At 41.9% G+C, this 25217-nt stretch carries 22 protein-coding genes; 12 read left to right on the top strand and 10 right to left on the bottom strand.

The window, feature by feature from the left end; genetic code table 11:
- Positions 1-70: 70 nt before the first annotated feature.
- Positions 71-2395 carry a TonB-dependent receptor gene (locus D9T12_RS11455; RefSeq protein ID WP_206199102.1) on the bottom strand — a complete coding sequence of 775 codons (2325 nt, stop codon included), beginning with the start codon at positions 2393-2395 and terminating at the stop codon, positions 71-73.
- Positions 2396-2785: 390 nt separating this feature from the next.
- Between D9T12_RS11455 and D9T12_RS11450 the strand changes: the two genes are divergently transcribed.
- Positions 2786-3289, top strand: a complete 504-nt coding sequence (locus tag D9T12_RS11450) for a ferritin (protein WP_240693187.1) — start codon at positions 2786-2788, stop codon at positions 3287-3289.
- 83 nt (positions 3290-3372) lie between these two features.
- On the opposite strand, the gene D9T12_RS11445 is transcribed toward D9T12_RS11450, so the two are convergent.
- Both D9T12_RS11445 and D9T12_RS11440 read right to left on the bottom strand, forming a co-directional pair.
- A complete protein-coding gene (locus D9T12_RS11445) occupies positions 3373-4014 on the bottom strand; it encodes a peroxiredoxin (RefSeq protein WP_130538294.1) in 642 nt (213 codons plus the stop codon).
- Between the two features lie 215 nt (positions 4015-4229).
- Positions 4230-4469, bottom strand: coding sequence for a hypothetical protein (locus tag D9T12_RS11440; protein ID WP_130538293.1), 240 nt, complete (start codon positions 4467-4469; stop codon positions 4230-4232).
- A gap of 615 nt (positions 4470-5084) precedes the next feature.
- Between D9T12_RS11440 and D9T12_RS11435 the strand changes: the two genes are divergently transcribed.
- Positions 5085-5525: a Fur family transcriptional regulator gene (locus D9T12_RS11435; protein ID WP_130538292.1), complete on the top strand. Its 441-nt coding sequence runs from the start codon at positions 5085-5087 to the stop codon at positions 5523-5525.
- Between the two features lie 59 nt (positions 5526-5584).
- On the opposite strand, the gene D9T12_RS11430 is transcribed toward D9T12_RS11435, so the two are convergent.
- Positions 5585-6816, bottom strand: a protein-coding gene (locus D9T12_RS11430; protein WP_130536334.1) for an IS3 family transposase whose coding sequence is annotated in 2 segments (ribosomal slippage) — positions 5585-6462 and positions 6462-6816 — 1233 coding nt in all. Because the reading frame shifts where the segments join, the coding sequence is not laid out codon by codon here.
- 157 nt (positions 6817-6973) lie between these two features.
- Here D9T12_RS11430 and zigA point away from each other — a divergent pair.
- The 4 genes from zigA to D9T12_RS11410 all read left to right on the top strand — a co-directional run bounded on the left by zigA (position 6974) and on the right by D9T12_RS11410 (position 13832).
- Positions 6974-8179: a zinc metallochaperone GTPase ZigA gene (gene zigA / locus D9T12_RS11425; protein ID WP_130538291.1), complete on the top strand. Its 1206-nt coding sequence runs from the start codon at positions 6974-6976 to the stop codon at positions 8177-8179.
- Positions 8180-8278: 99 nt separating this feature from the next.
- Complete coding sequence (locus tag D9T12_RS11420; protein ID WP_130538290.1) at positions 8279-9334, top strand: hypothetical protein; 1056 nt, start codon at positions 8279-8281, stop codon at positions 9332-9334.
- A gap of 111 nt (positions 9335-9445) precedes the next feature.
- Positions 9446-11554: a TonB-dependent receptor gene (locus D9T12_RS11415; RefSeq protein ID WP_130538289.1), complete on the top strand. Its 2109-nt coding sequence runs from the start codon at positions 9446-9448 to the stop codon at positions 11552-11554.
- Positions 11555-11771: 217 nt separating this feature from the next.
- Positions 11772-13832, top strand: coding sequence for a methyl-accepting chemotaxis protein (locus tag D9T12_RS11410; protein ID WP_130538288.1), 2061 nt, complete (start codon positions 11772-11774; stop codon positions 13830-13832).
- A gap of 205 nt (positions 13833-14037) precedes the next feature.
- Here the strand turns inward: D9T12_RS11410 and D9T12_RS11405 are convergent, their stop codons facing one another.
- Entirely contained in the window at positions 14038-14559 is a 522-nt protein-coding gene (locus D9T12_RS11405; RefSeq protein ID WP_130538287.1) for a HugZ family pyridoxamine 5'-phosphate oxidase, read from the bottom strand.
- Between the two features lie 77 nt (positions 14560-14636).
- Here D9T12_RS11405 and D9T12_RS11400 point away from each other — a divergent pair, with 77 nt between their 5' ends.
- From D9T12_RS11400 to D9T12_RS11375, 6 genes are read left to right on the top strand one after another with little or no spacing between them, the layout of a single operon-like run.
- Entirely contained in the window at positions 14637-16649 is a 2013-nt protein-coding gene (locus D9T12_RS11400; RefSeq protein WP_165395112.1) for a TonB-dependent receptor plug domain-containing protein, read from the top strand.
- A gap of 26 nt (positions 16650-16675) precedes the next feature.
- Complete coding sequence (locus D9T12_RS11395) at positions 16676-17833, top strand: HmuY family protein (protein WP_130538285.1); 1158 nt, start codon at positions 16676-16678, stop codon at positions 17831-17833.
- A gap of 3 nt (positions 17834-17836) precedes the next feature.
- Positions 17837-18871 carry a ChuX/HutX family heme-like substrate-binding protein gene (locus D9T12_RS11390; RefSeq protein ID WP_130538284.1) on the top strand — a complete coding sequence of 345 codons (1035 nt, stop codon included), beginning with the start codon at positions 17837-17839 and terminating at the stop codon, positions 18869-18871.
- Positions 18872-18893: 22 nt separating this feature from the next.
- Positions 18894-19814, top strand: coding sequence for a heme/hemin ABC transporter substrate-binding protein (locus tag D9T12_RS11385; RefSeq protein WP_130538283.1), 921 nt, complete (start codon positions 18894-18896; stop codon positions 19812-19814).
- Complete coding sequence (locus D9T12_RS11380) at positions 19811-20848, top strand: FecCD family ABC transporter permease (protein WP_240693186.1); 1038 nt, start codon at positions 19811-19813, stop codon at positions 20846-20848. The genes D9T12_RS11385 and D9T12_RS11380 overlap by 4 nt, the downstream gene beginning before the upstream one ends.
- A complete protein-coding gene (locus tag D9T12_RS11375; protein WP_130538282.1) occupies positions 20809-21639 on the top strand; it encodes a heme ABC transporter ATP-binding protein in 831 nt (276 codons plus the stop codon). Before D9T12_RS11380 ends, D9T12_RS11375 begins: the two co-directional genes overlap by 40 nt.
- 46 nt (positions 21640-21685) lie before the next feature.
- Here D9T12_RS11375 and D9T12_RS11370 read toward each other — a convergent pair whose 3' ends face one another.
- The 5 genes from D9T12_RS11370 to D9T12_RS11350 all read right to left on the bottom strand — a co-directional run bounded on the left by D9T12_RS11370 (position 21686) and on the right by D9T12_RS11350 (position 25165).
- Positions 21686-22141: a thioesterase domain-containing protein gene (locus D9T12_RS11370; protein WP_130538281.1), complete on the bottom strand. Its 456-nt coding sequence runs from the start codon at positions 22139-22141 to the stop codon at positions 21686-21688.
- Between the two features lie 2 nt (positions 22142-22143).
- Complete coding sequence (locus D9T12_RS11365) at positions 22144-22752, bottom strand: flavin reductase family protein (RefSeq protein ID WP_130538280.1); 609 nt, start codon at positions 22750-22752, stop codon at positions 22144-22146.
- A 145-nt stretch (positions 22753-22897) separates the two neighbouring features.
- Positions 22898-23026: a hypothetical protein gene (locus D9T12_RS12580; RefSeq protein ID WP_420824247.1), complete on the bottom strand. Its 129-nt coding sequence runs from the start codon at positions 23024-23026 to the stop codon at positions 22898-22900.
- A gap of 123 nt (positions 23027-23149) precedes the next feature.
- Positions 23150-24340, bottom strand: coding sequence for an MFS transporter (locus D9T12_RS11355; protein WP_165395110.1), 1191 nt, complete (start codon positions 24338-24340; stop codon positions 23150-23152).
- A 114-nt stretch (positions 24341-24454) separates the two neighbouring features.
- Positions 24455-25165, bottom strand: a complete 711-nt coding sequence (locus D9T12_RS11350) for a class I SAM-dependent methyltransferase (protein ID WP_130538278.1) — start codon at positions 25163-25165, stop codon at positions 24455-24457.
- Positions 25166-25217 lie beyond the last annotated feature (52 nt).

The raw sequence follows: 25217 nt of genomic DNA, 5'->3' as shown, positions 1-25217 counted from the left end.
CAGCCAATACAAGATTGGCTGAGGAAACATGGAAGGAAACAATTAAACCTTCGTTTATTGAGGAGGAGTCTTAGAACTCATAATTCACCGTAACATAGGCATTGCGTGCATCGCCTTTGTACATGAATCCGCCGCTTCGGTAAGCCGCTAGGTAGTAGTCTTCATTCGTGATGTTTCCAACATTTACACGCATATCAAGATTATTGGTAAAGCGATAGGTGGCAAACAGGTCATATTTTGTATAACTCGGTACTTTGACATTTCCAGCCGCAGTATCTGGTTGTCCAGCATACATTTCACTCACGTAAGTTGCATTCCCTCCAAACGAGAATTTCGGTGTTAGTTGGTATCTTAACTGAGCAAACGCTTGGTTATCGGCAAAGTTACTTAGTGATTTACCGATATTGTCCTCGTTATAAGAGTCCGTTACTTCGGAATCCATTGCTGTTAAAGCGACTTGTGCACTGAACTTGCTGGTGATATTCCCAACTAATCCTAATTCAATCCCGCGGACTCGGTTTTCACCTGAATTATAAGTACCGACTTCATCATATCCAGAACCTTCCATTACGTCGCTTTTAGTCGTTTGGAAGACCGCTGCGGTTGCCAGTAATTTATTGTTATTAAACTGCCACTTAGTTCCCAATTCAAAACTGTTGGTTGTTTCTGGATCAGGATCGTTCAAAGCCGTTGAATCAACTAAGAAACCGCCATAACCAGATGAGGTTCCTACATCTGATTCGCCACCATTCACGTTCGTTGCCGAGCTGTAGGTTGCATAGATATTACCATTTTCAGCAACTTTATAGACAAAGCCTAAATGTCCATTCCAAAGGTTGTCGCTATAATCGTAATCACCTTCCGAGCGTCCTTGAGTTTCAAGGTTTAGGTCTACTTTGTCAAAACGAACACCAGCGAATACCGAAAGTTTATCAGTGACATCAATCGTATCCATGGCCGCCAAAGAGGTAGTTTTCATTTGCCAATCGGAATCCCAGTCGCCTTTAGCAATGGAACGACCAATAAAGCTGTTAAGGTTGCTGATGTAGCTTCCGTCAGCATTTTGAATACAATAGCCTTCACTAATTCCGCGGCGTCCATTGACTAGACAGTTGCTTTCACCAAGGTTCTCAACATTGTAGACACCGTTTAAGACCTTGTGATTGCTGTACTCTCCGCTGAAGACAAATTGATGTTGCATGCCACCAATTTCAGTGTCATAAAATGCATTTAACACATTGGCGAAATATTCCACATCCTGCCAGCCCTGAGGTGCAGGATTTTTAATGGATACAGTATCGTAGAGCGCATTTCCGTCAGCATCGACAGCGCTCGTACCACTTGCACCACTGACGACATAACCATTATCGGTTTTACCGTAACGTGTGGTATTTTCAAGTCGCAAGTTATTCGCCGCTTGATAGCCTACTTTTAAAGTAGTGGTATCAATGGTCGATTTTAAGAAGTCTTGTTCTTGCGCATAAGCTGGCAAATTATGGTTGATTTGGCCGGATGTTCTATTCTGGTAAGTCCCTAAATCAGGCGTGTCATCGGCATCTAGATGATAGTGATCCAGCGTAAAGTCTAATTTATCCGTTGGTGCCCAGAATAGAGAAGCTGCGAGCCCTTCTCGATCACGGTCAACCGGTGCGCGATCTGGTGCTTCTTCATAAGCGTCCAAAATATTAATACGAACGGCTGCGTCGTCAGTCAGTACAATATTGGAGTCTAGCGTATAGCGGTGATAATCATCGGTTCCCCAGCCACCAGACAGCTTGTTAAAGCTACGTCCAAGATTCGCTTGTTTGGTAACGGAGTTAACCGCTCCACCAGTTGCGCCTCGGCCGGCAAAGGTTGAGCTTGGCCCTTTGGTGATTTCAATTTGTTCTGTTGCAAAGCTTTCACGAGTGGTCATTCCAGGATCACGCAAACCATCAACAAACACATCAGAACGTGCTTCATGCCCTCGGATAATGTAACGATCCCCAAAGGCATTTCCGTTTTCACCAGTGCCTAGTGTGATACCCGGTTGGGATTGAACGATATCTTTTAAGTCTGTTTGTCCAGCTTCTTCCAATTGAGTTTGGGTAAGTACCTGAATGGTTTGTGGCGTTTCAGCAAGCGGTTTTACACGACGCGCATCACCTGAGAAATTCGCTTTGTAAGGCGCATCTTTTTCCGCATAAGGGTTGTCATCAATTTTTTGACCTTCTACTTGTACTTGGTCTAAGTCGATCGTTTTCTTCTGTTCCTCAGCATAAGAGGCAGAGGTGGCTAAGCTCGCAGCAAGACCCAGTGTAATGGCTTGAGTTGTTGTTCGGTTTAAAACACTTTTGGGTTTGAAAGTGACACCGCTCATTTCCTGATTGAGTCGGTTCAAAGGTTTATTGGTCATCATTCTATCCTTTGTTGTGATGTTTCCTTAATGACTTTATTTGCGTGCCGGATAAAGTCTTAAGCAGTGTTAAGTTGAGTAAACAGTTGCTCTCATATGACGTGATTCTTAAGTTAAGAATTTTGTTTTTTTAGTTGAGAGTGTTTGTTGTTGATTTTTAAAATGTAAATAATAATGAATCGCATTATAGTTAACCAAAAATTATTTACAAGTAAATAATAATGATTCGCGTTATTGTTATTTTTATGTAAGATAAAAATGATTTATACAAAACTTTACTCAATGGTTTAATTCGAGTTTAGTATGGATTACGAAGCGTGGTGTTTTTGTACTGTTTAGTTGGTCAAAAATGTTGCATGCTAAATTTTTGAAATTAAGGAGAATCGAATAATGGATAAGAAAATTGCGAATTTATTAAACGATCAAGTCAACGCTGAATTTTATGCGTCAAATGTTTATTTACAGATGTGTGCATGGAGTGAGTGTGCAGGCTTAGAAGGTGCCTCCGAGTTTTTCCGTAACCATTCTTTGGAAGAGCGTGGTCATATGGATAAAATTTTTAACTATATGGCTGAGTGTGGTGCTCCGGTCACTATTCAGGCAATTGATAAAGCGCCGCGCGAATTTGACAACTTAATGGATGTGATTAATGCAGCGTTTGAGCATGAGAAAAAAGTCACAGCAATGATTAAAAACATCGCAAAAACCGCGTTCGCTAAAGAAGACTATACGACGTTTAACTTTATCGAATGGTTTATCGCAGAACAGCATGAGGAAGAAGTGTTGTTTGGAAAAATTTTAGCTCGCGCTGAAATGTTAGACTTTGATGGAAGTAAAGGACAGAAATTACTAATTATGGATAATTTCCTAAAGCAATTGGCTGCTAACTCTTAAAAGACAAAACCCCACAAGGCAAATTGCTTTGTGGGGTAAAACTCTAATTTGATATAAGCATATATATCAGTCAGTTAAAAGACTTAAAGCGCTTTGGTGCAGAAGTAGAAGTCTTTACACTCGTACTCACCCGATTCCATACGCGCTTTTGCTTCTTCAGCGGTTGCCGCTGGTGGCACGATTACGCGGTCACCTTTGCGCCAATTTTCCGGTGTAGCGACTTTATTTTCATCGGAAGTTTGCATCGCTTCTACTAGACGAACGAATTCATCAATTTGACGACCGTTGCTCATTGGGTAGTACACCATCGCACGTAATACACCGTTTGGATCAATGATGAAGGTCGCTCGTACGGCTGAAGTATCTGCTGCTCCTGGGTGGACCATGCCGTAGGCTTTCGCCACTTTCATATCAAGGTCAGCGATAATCGGGAATTCAATTTCAACACCAAAGTTTTGTTTAATATTTAGTTCCCATGCAATATGAGAATGGTGTGAATCGATTGAAAGCCCCAAAAGTTCACAGTTCATCGCATCAAAATCTGCTTTTCGATTTTGGAAGCCGATAAATTCTGTGGTACAGACAGGCGTGAAATCTGCAGGGTGTGAAAATAGGACTAACCATTTTCCTTTGTAGTCTTCCAAAGTTTTACGACCGTGAGTTGTTACTGCATCAAATGCTGGTGCTGCTTCGTTTAAACGTGGGAAAGAGAAGTTGTTTTCCATGTCAAATTTCCTTTTGATTAGTTTTGTTTATCTAGCCATTTGGCTTGTTGATAATGTTAGTTAGATTTAATCATTTAGTCCAATTTAATATTTTTAAACTATTGATAGTTTTTTGCTAACAACCATTTCCTTTTAATAATTATTTTTAATCGATTGAATGGGAGCCACCGGCCGGTATCAAAAAAATTGATGTACTCAGCCGAGGGGAAAAGAGACTATTTTTTCTGAGTGGATGGGCTACGAATGGTTTGAGGAACATTCGATTTGGGACAGGTGGCTTTATTCTCACATTTTAGTGCATGAATAAAGTCTTCTTCGAGTGCTGCATATTGGCTTTTTAAAACGCTTAATTCTTTCTGTGTTGCGGAAAGTGTTTCTTTAAGTTGATTGTTTTCTGCAATCACTTCATTGAGGTTTAATTCCATTGAGTATTGGAAACGAGTAAGGTTTTTCATTGTAATTCTTCAAGGTTTGTCGCCGTTTATGGTAAAAGCCAATGTCAAAAAAATCTGAATTTGGCTTCCTGTATTAATTAATAATGTGTTTAGAAAGTGAGTTTGGTTCCTGCATAAGCAAGCTGACCAAGAAGTGGCCCCCAGATATATCCAATATGCTATCTTCGGTTTTCATAGAATAGAGGTGGGGGACCATCATTGGTTTGGGTGTAATTTGATTCAGATTGAGTTAGTGAATCTTCAACCGAAACCATAGAGCGTTCTGTTTGGGCAGAAGTTGCGCTACTAATTGCCATAATTATCGCGACTTGCAGTGGTTTTAGACTGTTTCTGATATAAAGATTCATGAATTAGAGTTCCGGATGTTTAATTTTTCAAGAAAGCTAAAATTTGTCACATTTGTTAATGTAAATAATAATGATTGTTATTTTTTATAAATGATAAGAAGCTCAATTTAAAAGTCAAGAATAAATGAGAATTGTTGTCATTAAAAAATGGGAGCTCTGAAGGTTTATTTCGTATAAGGCCCATGATTGTTTGCGAATAAGTGTCAGCGTTTGTAGATTTCTCAAGAAGGTCTTTTATAATTGTCGAAACGATTACATTAGGTATCCAATGAATTCTATTGAACATGCAAGAAAACTTTGCCAAGCAAATGGCCAGAAATTTACGCCGATAAGAGAAGCGGTACTAACGATTCTTATGAATGCTGCGCAGCCAATGAGTGCTTATGACATTCTTGATAAATACCGTGATGGAGCTCAACTGGGCGCTCAACCTCCAACCATTTATCGTGCATTAAGTTTTTTGGAAGAGAATGGCCTTATCCATCGCATGGCTTCAACACGTCAATTTGTGGTGTGTGATCATATTGGAGAGCATTGTTCGCATAATGATATGACTCAGTTTTTTATTTGTGATGAATGTGGGGCAGTCGAAGAGGCTCTTATCTCTCATGCATTACTTCATGAAATTCAAGAGCAAGCTGAAAAGCTTCATTTTAAAGTTCAACAACCCAGTTTAGAAATTCACGGCCTTTGCAGAAGCTGTCAGTAACCTTCTTTTACCAATCAATAGCTTACAATGTCCCGTCCTGAAATAAGTTGACACTTTTTTCAGGTAAAAAACGCTCGATGAACTTCATCGGGCGTTTTGTATTTTAACGCCAAGTGTGGACGTTGAGTATTGTAGATTTCAATCGACTCTTTCACCATTTGTCGAGCCTGATCAACATCCTTTGGCTTGGTTAATAAAAACTCATTCTTCAGAATCCCGTTCACTCTCTCCGCCAAAGCGTTTTGATAGCAATCATAACCATCCGTCATCGAACAGATAATGCCATGTTTTTCATGGAACACTTGATAAGGTTTTGAACAGTACTGAATCCCTCTATCCGAGTGATGAATGAGTGCCCCTTTTCCTAATCTATTTTTCACTGCGTTCTTTAATGCCTGAAGGACTGGTTGAGCATGCAAAGTGTCGTGCACATGGTAGCCAACGATCTTACGAGAACAGGCATCGGTGACTAAGCTGAGATAGGCCTGGCCGTGTTGTACTGGTAAATAGGTAATGTCTGCAACCCAGAGTTTCTCTGGCGCTTTGGCTAAACGCCTTTGCCCCTGCTCTTTGATGAGATTGGGGTGCTTATAAAACCGATGATGACTGTGCGTGGTTTTATGATAGGCTCGCTTATTAGGCACTAATAAACGCTGCCAACGTAACAAGTCAAACAACTTGTCTCGTCCAATCTTCAATCCTTCTTGGGCTTTAGCTAATAGCAAGTTGTGTAGCTTTCGGGTACCAATCCGCGGCTGGCTGATACGTATCGCTTGTACAAAATCCAGAATCATCCGGTATTGCTTTTCTTTGAGCCGCTGCCTTTGTAATCCTTGGTAGTAAGCCTGACGGCTTATCTGTAAGAATCGACAAGCATTGCTTATGTTGAGCCCTTGGATCTGTTTTTGATCGATAACTCGGCTAACCGCTTTTTTGTCAAGCTAACTCCAAAGTCCTCTTTCATGACTTTGACGACGCCTTCAAAGAATTGGGCTTTGAGTTTTTCTTCGGCGAGTTCTTGTTCAAGCTCTTTAATGCGCTGCTCTGGCGTCTTTTCAGCTTTAGTCGTCGGCATAATGATTCCTCGAAGATGTCGGTTAATGGCGTTGGCGTCAGACCAATTTAACTTACCATGCTTTCTAAGCCAAACTAAAACGGTAGATCGTCCTTGGATACCATAATGTGCTTGCGCTTGTTTATAAGTCATTTCGCCTTTTTCGACTTGGTCTACAACGGACAATTTAAAAGCGAGGGAATAATCGCGCTGTGTGCGCTTAGTGTTTGAAGACATTACTTTTTCCTTTTCGGTTCAGAAAAAGTGTCAATCTTATTTAGGACGGGTCACAAACCTAAATAAAGCCTATAAAAATTCGCTTTCTTTCTTTTTCGTTATTGAGTTTTTAAATGTTACGTTATAACATTTTGTTAAAATAAGGAGAACTCAGCTTATGACGAATGTACCACAAACTTCATCTCGCTTGCCGGTCACGGTTTTATCGGGTTTTTTAGGCGCCGGTAAAACGACGCTTTTAAATCAAATTCTTAATAACCGTGAAGATTTGCGAGTTGCTGTCATTGTCAATGATATGAGTGAGGTTAATATTGATGCTGACTTATTGAATGGCGAAGTTGAATTAAACCGATCACAAGAAAAGATGGTCGAAATGTCTAACGGATGTATCTGCTGTACTCTGCGAGAAGACCTTTTGATTGAGGTTGCAAACTTGGCTGAATCAGGACGTTTTGATTATTTGTTGATTGAATCGACAGGGATTTCGGAGCCTTTGCCTGTCGCTGAAACCTTTACTTTTGCAGATGAATTTGGACGTTCACTGTCAGATGTTGCCAATTTGGACACAATGGTAACGGTTATTGATGGAGTGAATTTTCTGAAAGACTTTCATCTAGCACAATCGTTGCAAGAAGCGGGGGAAAGTTTGGGCGAAGAGGATGAGCGTTCAGTGGCTGATCTGTTGATTGATCAGGTTGAGTTTGCTGATGTGCTATTGATTTCAAAAATTGATTTAATGAATGATGTGGATGTTGAAACCTTAAAAGCCACCTTATCTAAATTGAATCCACAAGCCCAAATTTATCCAATGGTCAAAGGGCAAATTGAATTGAAGAAGGTGTTGAATACCGGTCTATTTAATTTTGAAAAAGCCCAAGAAGCGCCTGGCTGGTTAAAAGAAATGCGTGGAGAGCATACGCCGGAAACCGAAGAATACGGCATTAGCAGTTTTGTTTTCAAGGCGCGAAAGCCCTTTCATCCGCAAAAGTTTTGGGACTTTTTGCACCAAGATTTACCTCAAGGCAGGCTTCTGCGCTCTAAAGGCTATTTTTGGTTAGCCTCACAACCGCAAATCGCCAATGTTTGGCAACAGGCCGGCGGTATCGCCCACCATAGCTTGGCCGGAATGTTTTGGAAAGCTGTCCCTGAAGAGCAGTGGCCGAAAGATTCTGAATCCCGAGAATTCATTAAAACCAAATGGGTTGAACCTTTTGGAGATATGCGTCAAGAACTGGTTTTTATCGGTCAAGATCTTGATACAAAAAAGATGCTTCAACAACTGGATGATTGTTTACTTGATGAAGATGAGCTCTACGCAGGAATCTCGTATTGGCAAAATATACGAGACCCATTTGCAGCTTAAGTTTTTATGAAAACAAAACTGTTATGTTATTACGTTTTATTTGTTACGATATAACGTTTTAAATGGTTTTAAATAACAACGCTTTTTTAGGGAAATATCATGAATCACAAAATAAAAAATGGTTTGAAATTAGGAAAACTTGCAGCAGCAGTTGGAGTCGCCTCATTGCTACTGACTGGATGCGGTGGTGGAGGTTCTTCAAGTTCTGATGATGGTTCAGAAATGCCTCAAACATCAAGTTTACCGGCCGGTCTAACATTGACAATGATCGATTCAACAGGACCTTATTATTATTCTTATCAAACGGATACTGATGAATTAACCGATTTAAACGCTTTAGCGGACAGTAGTGGTGATTCTGCTGTGCAGAAACTTCGACTGACCGATGTGTCGTCTTTGGGATCTTTTGTACAGTGGCCAGATTTTCGAATGTTGCTTGATGAAGAAAGGTTGGATGGTAAATATTTGCTGATGAAGCCGAGTTATCAAATGGGTGATGTTATTTTGGGTGGTACGGCTGAAAGTCCAGGAGACTTCTCGCAATTAGTGCATTTTCATGACACGGATTTAGCGGCGCATAGTGGTGATGAGTTTTATGGTGCAGATGATTGTGCGCAAGAGGATTTAGACGCAGGAACTTGTAGCGGTGCTTATTACGGTTTGCAGCGTTTAAATGCGCATATTGCTGAGCAAAATGAATTGAACGAAGAACTCGCTGAAGCTTTACCGGAAGGGCAAAACTTATGTCGAGCTTATATTGACCCTTATCAAAAATTTGAGCATGAACAAGAAGAGGCCGGAGCTGAAGAGCATGCTCATGGAGCCTTAACTCACTTTGCTTTGACGGATACAGGTCGAATCTATTTTTATGAAGAAGGTGATTCTAGCTTAGTTTCAACGCAAGGGTTTGTTGCTTTAGAGGGTGTTTCGTCTATTGCAAACTGTTCTCGAACAACCATTGCTCGTGCAAGTGATGATGGTGTGATTGTGTTTATTCCAGATACTCAAAAACTGTATTTAGTTGATAATCATGGCGTGGATTACCATCAACATTCGGTCTGGGATATGGCAGATATTTTACCGGCCGGTGAATATGTGGATATGCTAGCTGTGCTTGGAGCTGGCGCGGAACATGATGAAGAACATGACCATTAAAAAGTAAGAACGGAATTATAAAGCACCGAAGTGTTGAATTAATTTTGCCGACTGTAAACCACCGTTGTAATTCAAACGGTGGTTTTTGTGTTTATAGACAATGGAATCTGTATGTCATTTATTTTTAAAAAACCCCCTCTATTTATTACGCTTTTGTCTCTGTGTAGTTGTCCTGCAATTGCCAACGAAATTTTGCCGACAGTTGAAGTTGAAGCAACTAACAATGCTCAAAATGGACAGGTGCAGTCAAACGCTTCTGAGTTGCTGCAACAACAGGCTTCTGGTAATACGCTTGGAGATTATTTGCAGGAACATGCCAGTGTGGAATCGGCGAGTTACGGTCCTGCGGTAGGTCGTCCTGTTGTCCGTGGCATGAGCGGCTATCGTGTGAAGATTTTGCAAAATGATACCGAAATGAATGATCTTTCTGCAATGAGCCAAGATCATGCGGTTGGAGTCATGCCAAAAGCTTCAGAACGAATTGAATTGCTTAAGGGGCCTGCTTCTATAGTTTATGGAGCCAGTGCTGGTGGAACTGTGCGCTTAGTCAATGAGTCACATCACCAATTTCCAGAAAAAGGGTTTTCAGGACAAGTTGATGCTGAAGTTGGTAGTAATAACGATCTGCAAAGTTTAGGCGGAAAAGCCGTCGCTACATCGGATCAGTTTACGGTGGGCATCTCTGCAAATCGTATTCAAACGGAAGATTACACGGATGGTCATGGTAATTTAGTAAAAGATTCGGATGTTTTGACGGAACAGGCGAGCTTAGTGGCTGGATGGCGTTATAAACCGAGTGCACAAGTGATTGTCAGTTATGAGACGTTGGATAAAGATTACGGAATTCCGAACCAAACTTCTAGAGCGACTCGTATTGATATGGAACGTGACATTTACAGTTTGCATTGGTCTGAAACCGAGCTGTTCGAACAGCTTGATAAGCTAAGTTTTGATTTGAGTTACAGCGACTATCTGCATAATGAAACCGAAGGTGGTCGCAAAGATGGTTTATTTGGACAAAAAGCGCTACAAGCTCTTGTTTCGGCAGACTACTATTTAGATGATTGGTTAGGCAAATTGCAACTCAGTTATCGAACAAATGAGTTGAAAGTCTGTCATGAACATGGTGCTTGTGATTCTTTTTCGACAGCCAGTCGAAGTGGGATTGATACCAATGTTGGCGCGTCTTTAGAGAACTATCTAAGTTCAACAGGATTGCCTTATTCGCACGGCCATCCCATGCCGAATACTGAAACACAGACTTGGATGCTTGGTGCAAATGCTGAGAAACCATTGTTAGGATGGGGAGAAGAGGTTTATCTGAGTATTGGAGCGCATATTGAAGCGCGAGCTTTACAGGCGGATTCCAGTAATATTCAAGAAACATGGCTGATGCCCAGCCGCGTCGATGCCAATTACTATCAAGATGAAACCGAGTTTGCAGGAAGCATTTCGGCTGGTGTAAAACATCCGTTGACTCAGAACATTCAATCCGAAGTGAACCTCAGTTATTTAGAGCGCTTGCCTAGTGTGGATGAGCTTTATTGGAATGGATTTCATCATGCTACCGATAGTTATGTTTTTGGTAATCGTGATTTGAAAAAAGAGCGCTCGGTCAATTTAGATTGGGATCTTGCTTTAGAGGGAGAGCAATCCGATTGGCACTTCAGTACTTACGGTTATTACTTCTGGGATTATATCTACCAAGATTCAGCCTATGATCAAAATGGTAAACCATTGATTGATCCATTTCACTTAAGTGATGTTTGGCAAACCATGCAAACCGATGCAGTTTTTGCCGGTGGGTCTGTGCGCAATGATTGGCAGGTGATGCAGTGGAAACAACGCCCAGTTATTTGGACTAACCAATTTGAAGCAAGCCTAGCCCAGAAAAATAATGGTGACTCTCTTCCAAGAACCGCGCCTTACAGCTATTTAACGAAATTGGGTTATCAAGCGATGAACTGGTCTGCCAACATTAGTTTGAAGCACGTTTTTGAAGCAAATAAGCTAGCGGAATATGAATCGGCAACGGACAGCTACACTTGGCTATCTGCGTATGCAGATTGGAAAGTTAAAAGTCGATATGGAAACTGGCGAGTTTGGTTAAAAGGTGAAAACTTACTCGATAGCTACGCGCAAAATCATTTGTCTTTCCTAAAAGACACTGCACCTTTAATGGGACGTAGTGTTAGAGCAGGGATTCGCTGGCAGTATTAGAAGGTGTTTAGGATCTGTCTAGACGACTCTGACTGGCAAAAAAATTCGTTTTTTAACTGCCTATTTTGGTGCAAATGTACTGAAAAAGGTGGTTTCTTTTCCTTATAAATCATAAAGTTATTCTGGATATTCTTCTTTTATGCTCATTTTTCTCATTTTAGAACGGTTCTTGCTTATTTCTTTTTAAGAAAGTTTTTATACCTTTAGGAAAAAAAGAATGTCTGCTATTTTTGTTTCTGCTTTATCCATTAATACTCTTTTCAGTTTTGGCTTAACGTTGTTTTTATTAAATCAGGCAGAGCCGAATTGGATTTGGCTAATCATTCCTGTGATGATTTTTGCAACATGGCTGTCACTCAGCTTTTTTTATCGAAAGTTAGCTGAACAGCAAGAACGCTTTTGCCAACAGTTAATCTCTGGGCAGGAGGTCAAAGAGCCTTTGGGTTTGTCGCCATTGCTAGAAGCGTTTGTTAACAAGCCAGATGCATCTGAAGTTTTACAGGATTTTATTTCAAAGCTTTCTTCGGGGAGTTGCAGTGTGGATATTCAGCAATGGCAGGGAGTGTCGGAAGAGGTGGTTAAGCAAGCCGAACATTATCTGACCCAAAATTCACGTGCAAATGAAGTGATGACAGAAGTCATTGAATCGGTTAAATCGGCTGATTTTGGAACCCAGTTAAGCTTGAAGCGAGCGCAAAATGAATTGGATAAAGCTCATGATTTAATGGAAACCATTCGTCAGGAGGTGGTCAAACTTAAACAGCAGGGAGCTTCTCGACAAGCAGTGATAGATTTAATGGATGCGCATTTGAAAAAACATCCTGAATTTGAAACCATCTGGTGTGGCTGGGAACCTAACGCCTACGATGGCCGAGATGATCAATATCGTTCAAAGTCTGGGTGTGATAAAGACGGGCGATTTTTGCCAATTTGTATTTTTTCAGAAACTCAACCCGTTGTTGAACTTTTGGTGGATTATGAAGTACCAGGCCTAGGAGACTTTTATTTATTGCCGAAAAATAATAAAACACCTCAAATTATTGAGCCTTATGTGTATTCGGTTGGTGGTGAAGAGTTACTGCTTACGACTTATTCCATGCCAATCTTAGACAATGGTGAAGTAATTGGCGTGGTTGGTGTGGATATCTCATTAATGAGCAAGTTACAAAGCTTGTCGGAGGATTTGCCACCGCAAGCGACAAAAACGGTAGAAAAAAGTGTTCAAGCAATGTTGACCTTGAAAGGTGCATTAGCTGAGGTAAGTCGAGTGCTCTTTTATATGTCTAATGGCGAGTTTGGAAATCATCGGATTGAGCGTGACTTACCTGGGGATTTAAACGGGTTTAAGGATATGGTGAATCAATCAATTTCCGATTTGCAGGTCGCTTTTGAAGAAATTAATTTAACTATGCATGCGTTTTCGAATGGTGATTTAACTCAAACTATTCAAGGGGACTACCAAGGGGATTTGCATACTCTTAAATTGGATATTAACCAAGCGGTTAATAATTTGCATGTGATTATCTCTCAGGCTGCTGTCACCAGTTCAGAGGTGGTAGAAAGCATTCAAACCATGGAAAAAGATAATCAAACTTTGAACGGGCGCACCCAGCAGCAAGCGGCTTCGATAGAGGAAACTGCCGCTAGTATGGAAGAGTTGATGCAGACTATTCGCAATACCGCTGAAGAATCTACTGTGGCAACGCAATTAGGTGAAAAAACAAAAAATCATGTTGAACGAGGGTCGGAAATTGTCGATCAAACTCTGTCAGCAATGAATCAAATCAGCGAAGCCAGCCAAAAAATTGCCGATATTGTTCAGTTGATTGAGAGTATTGCTTTTCAAACCAATTTGCTGGCATTGAATGCTTCTGTAGAATCGGCTCGAGCTGGTGAGCATGGCCGAGGTTTTGCAGTGGTTGCAGGCGAAGTAAGAGCTTTGGCACAAAGATCGGCCGAAGCATCTAATCAAATAAAGCAATTGGTAGGACAAAATCTATCCATGGTGGAGCAGGGGCAAAAACTTACCGATGAATCGGCGAACTCTTTCCACGAAATCAATCAAAATATCATGCAGCTTGTAAATATTGTTACACAAATCAGTGCGGCAGCTTCTCAGGAAATGAACAGTGTCGAGCAGGTTAACCAAGCCATTTCTCAATTGGATCAGTTCACTCAAGAGAATGCGGCTTTGTCCGATCAAACGGCACAATTAAGCCACTCAATGACGGAAAGGGCCAATGAATTAAGTTCGGCGATTTCGTCGATTCGTTTATAACGCATAACGGCTATAAAAAGCCGTTACTTGCTTGAAACTCTTTAGGTATTTGATTTAGGGTTAATGGAGTCGATGCCGTTCATTTTGTGTATCAAACGATGCTTGTTTTATGCACGCGAATGAAGTATTCAATAGCTGATAACGCCTGTTTATAGTTGTCGACTCATGCTTACTTTGGTAAATAAGCTTTGAAATAGACGTTTTGTCACTCAGTCTGTTTAGCTCGACCATGCCCACGATCGTTTTTGTGAGTGACTTCCGAAAGCTCTTGTCCAACAAGACGATAAGCTTGTGCAAATCCTCGAACATATCCAGCCTCTTCTGAGGCGAATTCAAATAGATGAAAATCCTCTAATGGCCTAAGCATCGGAATCATTGGGCCAAACTTTTCTTCAAAACTGTCCAATATGACTTCCCATAAATCACTGTTTCTTTCAATGGGTTTCACTTTTGTTTTTAACGTAGCTCGTTGTCTGGCAAAGATCTGTTTGCTGGTGGTCTCATCTTCTATAAATAAGAGGCTGGCTTGTAAGGTAGCCAATAAATTTCCAGTGTGCTTCGATAATTCAGATACGTAAACATAGAAGCGATGATTGATTCGCAGAACAGGTGCATAACTTGCCTCCGGAGTCCCATCGTTATTTATGGTTCCTAGGATGACACTGTATTTATCATCAATAAACGTATGAAATTCGGTATGTATTTCATTGAGTGATAGTTTTGACATGTTTTTTCCTTTTTGTATTTGACATTGAAAGATATATGTTAATAATAATGAGAATGTTTATCAATACTGTTATTAACATGTTTATTAAAAAAGAACTATTTTTAAAATCTTCGTTGCTATGTTTTGTTGGGTGTACCAGTGTTTTGGCTCAAGCTGAGCCTAAATCGGATCTCACTGAGTTAGCGGATGTACTTGTCACCAGTAGTAAAGAGGCACGTTTTTTAAAAGATGTGCCGGTTCGAACGCAAGTCATCACAGCAAGTGAAATTCATCAAAAACATGCGACAAATTTAGCCGAGGTTTTGCAAAATTTTCCGGGTGTTCAGCTTAAAGAAATTCACGGTAAGGCAGGCCAAAGTGTATGGATGCAAGGGTTTGATTCAGACCGTGTCTTGGTTTTAATTGATGGAAACCCTTTGCCAGCTTCAACAGGTTCTTCAGTGGATTTGAGTCAAGTGAGTGTTGCAGGCGTCGAACGCATTGAGATTGTCAAAGGCGCAGCTTCAGCACTTTATGGGACTTCAGCAATGGGAGGCGTTATCAATGTCATTACCCAGAAGACACCGCCGAAGCCGCAATTGAATCTAGACCTTCAGACGGGATCATGGCAAGGTCAAGATGTGGAACGAAGTCCTATGGCTCGACATATTTTGACACTTGGAGCATCGAATCGAGTCGGTGATTGGGAAGGGCAGTTCAATGCTAAATTAGACGACTCAAATGGTTGGACGATTGACCCAGCACAAGCTTCAACTCAAGGTGAAAGTGGTCAAAGAGTCAATTTGTCAGGGGTCATTGGTTATCAATTTGAACCAGGATTGAGTCTACGTGTCCAGCCGCGATACTTCCATGAAGATTTAACAACCGTGCTCGATAATTTTGTACCGGGTACTGGGAGCTTGCCAAAGGATAAGGTTGAGCTTACCGATTCATATCAGTTATCCGCTGTTCTTGATAATCAAACCAAAAAAGACCGAAGTTGGCAGTTACGTTTAATGGCAGAGGATTATCAAAATGAGTCTCGTCAGGATGTGCAATCAACGCTGCCAATAGATCAAAAACGCCTCACAGATATTAATGAATATCAGGCAAGTTTTGATTATGGCTATGAATTAAACCCAAAGCATAGTTTGCGCACGGGAGTGGTGCTTAAGCAACAGAGCCTAAATGTTCGACAGCATAAGCTTAATAGTGGCTGGGTCACAGAAGTCGATAATCAGAAAGCACATTCTCAAGAATTTTATGCACAAGATAGCTGGTTTGTGACCGATCATCTGGAAATTTTACCGGGTGTTCGAGTGCATCATGATGAGGATTTTGGTCGTCATATTTCTCCAATGCTCAGTGCGCTGTGGTCGCAAGAAACTCCAAATTATGGTCGTTTGAATTTACGTGCGTCTTTTGGAAATGGCTATCGTGTGCCAAACCTTAAAGAGCGTTATTACATTTTTGATCATAGTCATTTGGGTTACATGGTTTTAGGTAATTCTGATTTAAAACCAGAAAGCTCTTTAAGTTATCAGCTTGGTGGAGAGTGGTATTACTCCAAGCACAGTTCTGTGCAATTAAATGTGTTCTTTAACGATGCGACGGATTTGATTGAAAGCATTTACTCAGAGAGTGATTCTCAAGCCTCAGACATTGCGATTTATCGTTATCAAAATATTGAAAAAACCTCGACTCGGGGGCTTGAGGTCAGTTTTAGTCACAAACTTTCTCCCAAAATGAAATTGAACGGTCATTACAACTGGCTAAAAGCCAAGGATGAAATAACTGGGAAAAAACTCGTTAATCGTCCTGAGCACGAGGTTGCTTTTGGGGCTGAGTATTCACCGGTTAAAACTTTGCAACTCAATATGGATTGGCGTTATCAATCGAAAGAATACATTGATGTCGATAATCTACAAACTTCACCTGCTTTTTCGGTAATGGATTTCCGTCTTAATCAATCTATTTCACCGCATTGGGCATGGTACGCAGGCATTAAGAATGCCTTTGATAAGCAAAGAGAATTTACCGGTGCTGACTATCGTCCTGAAGAAGGTCGTTATCTTTATGTTGGGATACGCTGGCAACGTAATAAGTATTAAAAGTAATCAATTAAGGAGAATGGAAAATGAAGAAATTAGCTAAATCAAGTGCATTGCTTTTTTTAACCTTGGGGCTTGGCGCTTGTGGTGGAGGTGGTGGGTCTTCCAGCCCAGCAGAATCACCCATTTCAGAGGGCGATAACCCTCAAACAGAAACACCAGGGCAAGAGACATCAGGAAATAAGGCATTTCAATCAGCAGTAAGCACACCAGAATTAGATTACAGCAGTGCTCCAATCTACTGGGATTTGGAGACTAATTCGATTGTTACCGAAGCAGATGATTGGGAATTGAAGATTAGTAGCCAAGGCTATGGACATGTGATTCAAATCAATGGCGGGGCTTCTGGAAGTGGTGATGCTGCAATCGGTGCGATTATGGCGGAGAGCCCGTTTGAAATCACGGATCCAACCGACCGAAATCAAGTGTATAAGTTTTTTGAAGATACCGCCAGTGGTGTGCTTTCTTCACCTGGTGGCTATGGGCCTTTGGAGTACAGCGTTGCAGGTATGCATAAAATGTGGCCAAACTATGCGACCTATGTATTTGAAGAAAATGGCGCTTATTACAAAGCTCAAGTGATTGGTAATTATGGTGAGGATGGCACTGCACCAAGCGCAACATTGCGATTGCGAATTGCGCAAGCAGGCGCGAATGAACCTTCGCAGCTTGTCACATTAGATGCGGCGACTGATACCACCCAAGCAGTGTATTTGAATCTTGCAACGGGGCAGGTTGTTTCTGAAGGTCAAACATGGCATTTGGCTTATCAAAAGTATGTTGGTTTTAAAACGAACAGTGGCGTGTCAGGAGATGGAAATGTTCTAGGGTGTCTAGCGCATAGCTATGACTCTTTATACGATGAAAACGGCTCAGCGGTGCAAGCCGAATTTGAATCAAAAACGCCAGAAAATACTCTCGCGATATTTGACGCAGTCACATATGAGAATTGTTCGGAGTCGGATTGGTTGACCGATGCCGTGCAATCTCAATTCCAAGATTGGTACACCTATGATATGGCCACTCACAGTGTGAACATTCACGAGGATGCTAGTAATGGATGGATTCTGCGCTCGGCTACCTCGAGTGCAGAAGGAGATTACCACTATGCTCGCATTAGAGTGACGGATTTTGGTTCTGGGAAATTGACGTTTGCTGTCGAAAACTGGGACGAGCAGGAGTAAAAGATGCATGCATTAATCGAACAAAAACAGCTGTTGCAGTCTTCTAAGCGTCCACCTCGTGCGAGAGAAGCCGCCAATATGATGGGAATTAGTGAGGCCGAATATGTGGCTTTATCCTTCCCAAATCAGGCAATTCCATTGGATATCGGCCGTCTACAAGACTTATTGATTGCTGTGCAAAATTTAGGGGAGGTAATGGCGTTGACTCGAAACGATAGCATTGTGTTTGAGCATCATGGGCATTATCACAATCCTCGCTTTCGACATGCTCATATGATTTTAGAGAATCCGCCGGTGGATTTACGCTTACGAATCAATGAGGTGAAGTATGGCTTTGCGGTAAACGAAAATGACCGACTAAGTTTACAGTTCTTCGATGTTCAAGGGCGTGCGATTCATAAAATTTATCTGACTGAACAAAGTGATTGTGCAGCCTATGATTACTTGACCCAAAAGTACCGAGCCGATTTTGTGATGCCTGTTCCAGAAATACCGGCCGGTAAAGATTTATTAGGCATTCATATTTCCGATGATGTCTGGGCTGAATTTGAAAAACAGTGGCAGCAAATGACGAACTCGCATCAGGTAGGGCCATTGTTAAAACGTTATGGGTTGACACGCCCTCAAGCTTATCAACGGCTAGAGACCGTTGCTTCAAAACTTCCCGCCGATGCGGCAAAGTTTATGTTGGAACAATTAGCACGTCTGCACATCCCGCTTTTGATCTTTGCACCGAATGGGGTTTGTACTCAGATTCATCAAGGAACGATTTCTAATCTTATGGAAACCGGCCCTTGGTTTAATGTTTTAGATGAGCACTTTCACATGCACCTTAATTTGTCAGAGATTGATCAAGTTTGGCGAGTGTATAAACCGAGTGAAAAAGAGGTGATTGAGTCGATTGAATGGTTTGATAAATCCCAACAGTCTATCGCCATGCTTTATTTACACCCCGATGCACGAGGTGATGCAACCATCATGAATAAATGGCAAGACTTGTTGGCTGTATTGTCAGAGTTACCTGCTGAAGAATCATGAGAGCGTAGAGGGAGAAGTCACAATGAAACTTTGTTTATTCTGCGAGTTGAAAAGTGCGCGTTATTTTATTACCAGTTTTGTTTTGCTATTTGTATTACTGGGGTTATCTCATAAAGCGCAAGCGGAAAGGATTGTCGTTATTGATGGATCTTTAACAGAAATCCTCTATGAATTAAACGCTGAAAAACAACTTGTTGGACGAGATGTTACTAGCACTTATCCGGCAGAAGTCGTTAAGTTGCCGAGTGTCGGTTACATGCGTCAGCTCAGTGCTGAAGGGATATTGTCGTTGAATCCAAGTTTAGTGATTACGACCAAAGATGCAAAGCCTCAGAAAGTCTTTACGCAGTTAAAGGCAGCCGGCATTAAAGTTGTTCAAATTGAAAACCGATTTACTGTTGAAGGCGTGTTTCACAAAATCACAGAAATTGGAAAGGCGTTGGATAAACTTGAACAAGCTGAGGCATTGATTTCAAAAATCAAAAAAGAGCTTGAGATTTCTAAAGTCAAAGTGGCAAAAATGGCTGGTAAATCTGGCAAAACAGCGATGTTTGTTCTGGGTATGCGTAACGGCAATATGATGGTTGCCGGAAGCGGTACACGTGCAGATGAAATGTTGCGTTTGGCTGGGGTTGAAAATCCACCGGCCGGTTTAATTCAGGGCTACAAGCCTTTAACCGCTGAATCGGCTATTTTGTTTAATCCAAGCTATTTAATCACGATGCAGCATGGTTTGCAGTCTTCGGGAGGGCGCGACAAAATACTGAATGCCACTGCTATTAGCCTGACTAAGGCAGGGCAACAAAAAAACTTGGTGGTAATGGACAATAGTTTTCTCAATTTTGGTCCTAGAATTGGTGAAGAAATTCTTAAACTCGCGCAACAAGTCTATGGCAAGCAAACGTTATCAAACAGTGATCTGCTTACAAAGGTCGTTCCATGAACCACTCTCGTCTCTTTGATCATCCTTATTTTGGTTTAATTGCGATGAGTTTCTTTATGATGGTTGTGGCGATTTATTCTTTGTCTGTCGGCGCGATTCAAACGGATTGGGTCAAAGCCAGCGCAGCCTTAATTACGGAAATAGATCCTTTTACTGAAAAGGTGGTGATGGATATTCGGCTTCCGAGAATTTTGCTGGCGATTTTGGTTGGAGCCGCTTTGGGAGTGGCAGGAGCCGCCTTACAGGGCTTATTTCGAAACCCTCTGGCCGATCCCAGTTTGGTGGGCGTTTCAAGCGGTGCAGCTTTAGCCGCTGTTTCAGTGATTGTTTTAGGAAGTAGTTCGCTGTCAGGCTGGGTCGCTTGGGGAGGTTATTTTGCACTGCCGATAGCTGCTTTTTTAGGTGGTCTTGTTGTTACGTTAATCATTTATCAAATTGCCACTCGTAATGGCCGAACGGATGTTGGACTTATGCTCTTGGCAGGGATTGCGATTAATGCGATTGCAGGCGCAGCGACTGGGATCTTGACCTATTATGCAACAGATGAAGAGTTACGTAGTTTGACTTTCTGGAGTATGGGTTCGATCGCGAGTGCTTCAAACGAAGATTTATTGATGGTTTCGTTACCCATCATTTTAGCCATCGGTGCACTGCCTTATTTTGCCAAGAGCTTGAATGCTTTTTTGATGGGGGAGTTGGTTTGCCATCATATGGGGTATAAGCTTAAGCAGCTCAAGACTGGTGTGATTGTGTTAAGTGCTTTAGCGGTTGGTTCTGCGGTTGCGGTAAGTGGAATGATTGGCTTTATTGGCTTGGTTGCTCCGCATTTAGTTCGTCTGTTACTTGGGCCGGATCATCGCTGGTTACTGCCAGGAAGTGCCATTATGGGGGCAATGTTAGTGCTTGGGTCAGATATGGTCGCAAGAACTCTTCTAGCACCAGCAGAATTGCCGATTGGATTGGTGATTGCCGCTTTTGGTGGGCCTTTCTTTTTATGGCTCTTGTTGCAGCGACGCAGTCGAGTCGGCTGGTAAAGATTTCAGGAGAAGATATGTTACAAGCGACCAATTTAAGTCTTGCCTTCGATAATAAACCTATTTTAGACAACATCTCTTTAGATGTTGAAGCCGGTGAGTTGCTATGTATTCTTGGGCCTAATGGTGCCGGTAAATCGAGCTTGTTAAATTGCTTAACGGGGGACTATTCTGGCTACGACGGTAAAGTCATGCTAAATTTCAAAAACATTAAGGATTTTTCAGGTTTGCAGTTATCGGGGGTTCGCGCTGTTATGCCTCAGTCGATTTATCTGGATTTTCCTTTTTTAGTGAAAGAAGTGGTACAGATGGCTTTACGTTCCGTTTCAAAGTCTAATATAGAAACGGTTACTTTACAGGCATTGGAACGTTTTGATGTTATGCACTTAGCTGAGCGAAATTTTTTGACGCTTTCTGGTGGTGAGAAACAGCGAGTTCATTTGTCTCGCGTGTTAGCTCAGCTGGAGTATAGTGGGTTTCATCGTGATGAGCCGCGTTATCTGTTTTTGGATGAGTGCACATCAAGTCTGGATTTATCGCATCAACATCAGGTTTTTGCGAAGGTTAAGGAATTCGCTCAATACCATCGCATTGGAGTGGTGGCGGTTTTGCATGATCTCAATCTTGCAGCTCAATATGGTGATCGTGCCTTGTTATTAAAACAAGGCAAAGTTCAGGCGTTAAATAAGATAGAAAAAGTCTATCAGAATCGCCTATTAAGTTATGTGTATGATTTCCCCGTTGAAATTATGCAGCATCCCAAAGGGTGGCCTCTAGTGGTTTCACAATAGCTTTGTTGTGCAGAGGCCTTTCCACATTTCAATTTTGGTTATTTTCTCAGTTCGGCAAAGGATGTTTATGAACGACATAATCGCCTTCAAAGCAGAGCTGGGTGTTTCCTTTCTCGTCTGTGATTTCTACGTTCAAGTGCAGCCTAGCCAAACCTTTTCGATGATAAACCTTTAAAAAACGTGCCTTGTCTTGTGGATTAGGGATTCGACATTGGGTCATCAGGTCTGTACTGACCGGAAGCAGGAAATGGGTTTGTGTTTTTTGAATGACAATATGGCCCTCAAGATTCGCTTCCTGCAAGATCAAGTAAATCAAACTCCAGCCGGTTAGCACGGATACCGAATAAAGACTGCCGCCGAAAGCCGTCTGTTTATGATTAATGTTTCGATTCAGAGGCGCTTTAAGTGACAGAGTTTCTCCATCGTAGCTATCGATTTCAATCCCCATATGTTTGGTTAGCGGGATGTCCTCATGTAGGCGATTTTGCAAAGCTTCCAACATAATCAAAGTTCCGGTTGAATAATGGTATCCAAAGGTGCGTAATTGGCTCCGCCGAGTTTGGAAAGCGGGTTAAGAAGAAGTGGATCGATGCGGTTTTGGGCATTAAGCAAATTGTCTGCGATATAGACCGAAAGGATTTCTCCGTAAATAACTGCTTGCGGTGTATTTCCGATTTCATCTAGTCTGTGCAAACGACAGGCTAACGCAATTGAGCTGTCTTTTAATCTCGGCAAAGGAAAGTCTTCGAATTGTGTCAGCTCTAATCCCAGTTGTTTCACCTCAGATTCGCCATAGTGCATTAGCGCCGCCGACTTTTGAACAGCATTGATTTGTTCTGCAGTCGGTATGTGAATAACAAAATGTTCCCGGCCGGTAATGTTTAGTACGGTATCTTTTGGTTGACCTGCTTCAATTCCTTGAGCTTTTTTTCCAGCGGAAATTAACACTAAAGGTGGATCACTGCAGATCGGTGTGAAATAGGAATAGGGCGCTAGATTGTGACTGCCGTTGAGGTTTTCAGTCAGAATCCAAGCAATGGGGCGAGGGATAATCGCTTGCGTCATGGTGAAATAACGTTCGGTTGGTGTTAATTGGGAAAAATCCAAGTGCATATCATTTTTCTTTTAGTGCTAAAGATTGTTAAAAGTGTAAAGCATGCAGAATGTTTAAGTATGAGGTTTCGAGAAAAAATGGATGGTTAGAATGTCTAAAATAATCAAACCGATGCCAAGCAGCATCGGAGTGTTGGGTTTTTCTTTAAACACCCGCTAGCCAATCAGGGTAATCAGTGCAATACCAGCGGCTGACCAAACTGCGTAAAACTGTCCCGATTGGTAGAGATCTTAGGGGTAGGGTAAGTAGGTAGAAAGAGAGTCCGTAGCCGATTATGATAATTATCGACGGAATGGGGCGAGTAAACTCTTAAACTCTTAAACTCTTGTGAACTTTTCAGCGCGCTGGTGGCGATGGTTTCGGTAATGATCGCCTGAGTTAGAATTCACCAAGGGGTCATAGAGCACCCTCAAATTCAATTTGCTGGTGTTTGTATTTGCGAATTGCCATGGCTGATAGAGCAAGTAGCATCACTGCAAAGACGCTAAATGCGAAGTCACTGCTGAGTTGATATAGAAGTGTGGCCATAATTGGTGCGACGATCATCGCTAACCCATAGGTTGCTGAGACGGTTCCAGAGGCGGCTCCCTGTTCATACGCTTCGACGGCATTTGCCGTCATTGCCTGTTTGCCGGGAAAAAGCAGTCCCAAACCGATTGCAATTACCGAAAATCCAGCAATCAATTGCCAGATTTGGCTCACCCATACTAGGCAGAAAAAGCCAATCGCCGAAATGAAAGCGCCGACTATGACCATTTGGATTGGTTGCATAGTCGATTTTTTAATAATGAATCCTTGCACTAGCACTAAAGTGATGCCAACCGCTGTCAGAGCATAACCGGCGACTTGTGCTGCTTCATTTAAGTCCAATTGCAGACGGTCAATCGCAAAAAAGCCCACCAGCGTTTGTGCGGCAATTACGCTGCTCATGGCAACAAAACCGCTGGCCATAGGTAAGCGCAACCGTTGATCGTGCCATTTGGGTTTTGGTAGCGATGCATCGTTTTCTACCTTTTCATTTGGTAGCTTCCACCAAACGACTAATAATGCTAATAGCGGTAAAATGGTAGCGAGATAAATCGGAGTGGTTAGACTGTAAACTACAAGTAAACCGGCCATGAAAGGGCCAAAAATCATACCTAAAGCATTTGAAAAGCCTATCAGTGCCATGGCTGAAGTACGTTTGTCCGAGCCAAAATTGTCAGCAATAAAAGCATTGATAATTACCGGAATGCCGGCATAAAAACTTCCGATCAGACTGCGAATAAGAGTGAGTAGTAAGACAAGCATCCAAGCCGAAAACAGGGCTTGTTCACTCAGTTCGAGAATTACAGCTAGGCATAAATACATTATGGCAAATCCACCGATCGCCAAAAGCAGTACCGGTTTACGACCCTTTAGGTCACTGGCATGCCCCCAAGGTCGCGCAAGAAACAACCAGCTGATTCCGGCAACGGCAACCATTAAACCGCCATGCCACTCTTCAAGCTCAAGCTGACGGATCAGCGGTCCGACGATGACAGTAAAAGCCATCATTGATGCAACGGTTAAAAAATTGGAGATGGCGAGAGGAGTTAATTGTTTCATTTTTCGGTCTTTCTTGGTCTCGGTTGAAGTACATGCGATTTTAGTGAACGACATTTTTGTGTCTTGATTTCTGGTGTCTTGGGACGAGCGACAAATCTGGATCGTGAGTAGCTGTTAACTTGCTTGGTGGAAAGCGCATTTTGAGAACCAAGCGTGAATTAATCCAGATTGGAAAAATTGTACCGGTAACTCAAAACCTGCCGATTGAATTAGCGATGCGACTTGTCGTGGAGGTAGTACGGCAACATCATTAAAATACATATCCCGTATTTGTTTTTGATCCTCGTTCGAAGTGTCAGTACTAGAGGTTATATTTATCCAAGCATCCAATAGAGCTTCATAGTTGTGAGGACTGCTTCCGGTTGATAAATCGGCATTGGTTAATATCCCTCCTAGCTTTAACTTATTGGCAACTTCTCCGAAAAACTTCTTACGATCCTGTTGTTCAAGAATGAAATGGGATACAAGAAGGGCGGTCGCGGCATCATATTTGTCTTCAGAGGGAAGTGTTTCAAGATAGCCTTCGTAAAAACTACAACGAGAATAAAACCCTTCGGTCTTTGCGCGCTGGCGGCAAATGTCTAACATTGCGGATGAGGGGTCAACAGCTGTGAAGTGCCAATTAGGATTTTTTTGCGCTAGGTATGATAGCTCGGCACCAGTTCCAGCTCCAACGCAGAGTATTTTTGCATCATGAGGTAATTCCGAGAGAATTGAGCTGAGTAAATGGTACAGACCGTGGAGAACAGGTGATAATTGTTCCCATCCCTTGTCATAATCGGAGGCACGCTGATTGAATGCGTTGGTTAGCTCTTCTTTATTCATACTGTCATTTCCGGTATTTTTTGAAATATTCTCTTGTTTCTCGATGTTTTAG

It is taken from the genome of Thiomicrorhabdus indica, assembly GCF_004293625.1.
GTDB lineage: Bacteria > Pseudomonadota > Gammaproteobacteria > Thiomicrospirales > Thiomicrospiraceae > Thiomicrorhabdus > Thiomicrorhabdus indica.
The sequence above is the reverse complement of the archived record's forward strand: the minus strand, read 5'-3'. Positions and strand labels throughout refer to the sequence as shown.

Excerpts from the sequence above, each read along its gene's own strand:
- D9T12_RS11400 (WP_165395112.1), top strand. The coding sequence starts at position 14,637 with ATGTTTATTAAAAAAGAACTATTTTTAAAATCTTCGTTGCTATGTTTT.
- zigA (WP_130538291.1), top strand. The coding sequence starts at position 6,974 with ATGACGAATGTACCACAAACTTCATCTCGCTTGCCGGTCACGGTTTTA.
- D9T12_RS11440 (WP_130538293.1), bottom strand. The coding sequence starts at position 4,469 with ATGAAAAACCTTACTCGTTTCCAATACTCAATGGAATTAAACCTCAAT.
- D9T12_RS11420 (WP_130538290.1), top strand. The coding sequence starts at position 8,279 with ATGAATCACAAAATAAAAAATGGTTTGAAATTAGGAAAACTTGCAGCA.
- D9T12_RS11350 (WP_130538278.1), bottom strand. The coding sequence starts at position 25,165 with ATGAATAAAGAAGAGCTAACCAACGCATTCAATCAGCGTGCCTCCGAT.
- D9T12_RS11415 (WP_130538289.1), top strand. The coding sequence starts at position 9,446 with ATGTCATTTATTTTTAAAAAACCCCCTCTATTTATTACGCTTTTGTCT.
- D9T12_RS11370 (WP_130538281.1), bottom strand. The coding sequence starts at position 22,141 with ATGTTGGAAGCTTTGCAAAATCGCCTACATGAGGACATCCCGCTAACC.
- D9T12_RS11375 (WP_130538282.1), top strand. The coding sequence starts at position 20,809 with ATGGCTCTTGTTGCAGCGACGCAGTCGAGTCGGCTGGTAAAGATTTCA.
- D9T12_RS11410 (WP_130538288.1), top strand. The coding sequence starts at position 11,772 with ATGTCTGCTATTTTTGTTTCTGCTTTATCCATTAATACTCTTTTCAGT.
- D9T12_RS11405 (WP_130538287.1), bottom strand. The coding sequence starts at position 14,559 with ATGTCAAAACTATCACTCAATGAAATACATACCGAATTTCATACGTTT.
- D9T12_RS11395 (WP_130538285.1), top strand. The coding sequence starts at position 16,676 with ATGAAGAAATTAGCTAAATCAAGTGCATTGCTTTTTTTAACCTTGGGG.
- D9T12_RS11365 (WP_130538280.1), bottom strand. The coding sequence starts at position 22,752 with ATGCACTTGGATTTTTCCCAATTAACACCAACCGAACGTTATTTCACC.
- D9T12_RS11455 (WP_206199102.1), bottom strand. The coding sequence starts at position 2,395 with ATGACCAATAAACCTTTGAACCGACTCAATCAGGAAATGAGCGGTGTC.
- D9T12_RS11435 (WP_130538292.1), top strand. The coding sequence starts at position 5,085 with ATGAATTCTATTGAACATGCAAGAAAACTTTGCCAAGCAAATGGCCAG.
- D9T12_RS11450 (WP_240693187.1), top strand. The coding sequence starts at position 2,786 with ATGGATAAGAAAATTGCGAATTTATTAAACGATCAAGTCAACGCTGAA.
- D9T12_RS11445 (WP_130538294.1), bottom strand. The coding sequence starts at position 4,014 with ATGGAAAACAACTTCTCTTTCCCACGTTTAAACGAAGCAGCACCAGCA.
- D9T12_RS11355 (WP_165395110.1), bottom strand. The coding sequence starts at position 24,340 with ATGAAACAATTAACTCCTCTCGCCATCTCCAATTTTTTAACCGTTGCA.
- D9T12_RS11380 (WP_240693186.1), top strand. The coding sequence starts at position 19,811 with ATGAACCACTCTCGTCTCTTTGATCATCCTTATTTTGGTTTAATTGCG.
- D9T12_RS11390 (WP_130538284.1), top strand. The coding sequence starts at position 17,837 with ATGCATGCATTAATCGAACAAAAACAGCTGTTGCAGTCTTCTAAGCGT.
- D9T12_RS11385 (WP_130538283.1), top strand. The coding sequence starts at position 18,894 with ATGAAACTTTGTTTATTCTGCGAGTTGAAAAGTGCGCGTTATTTTATT.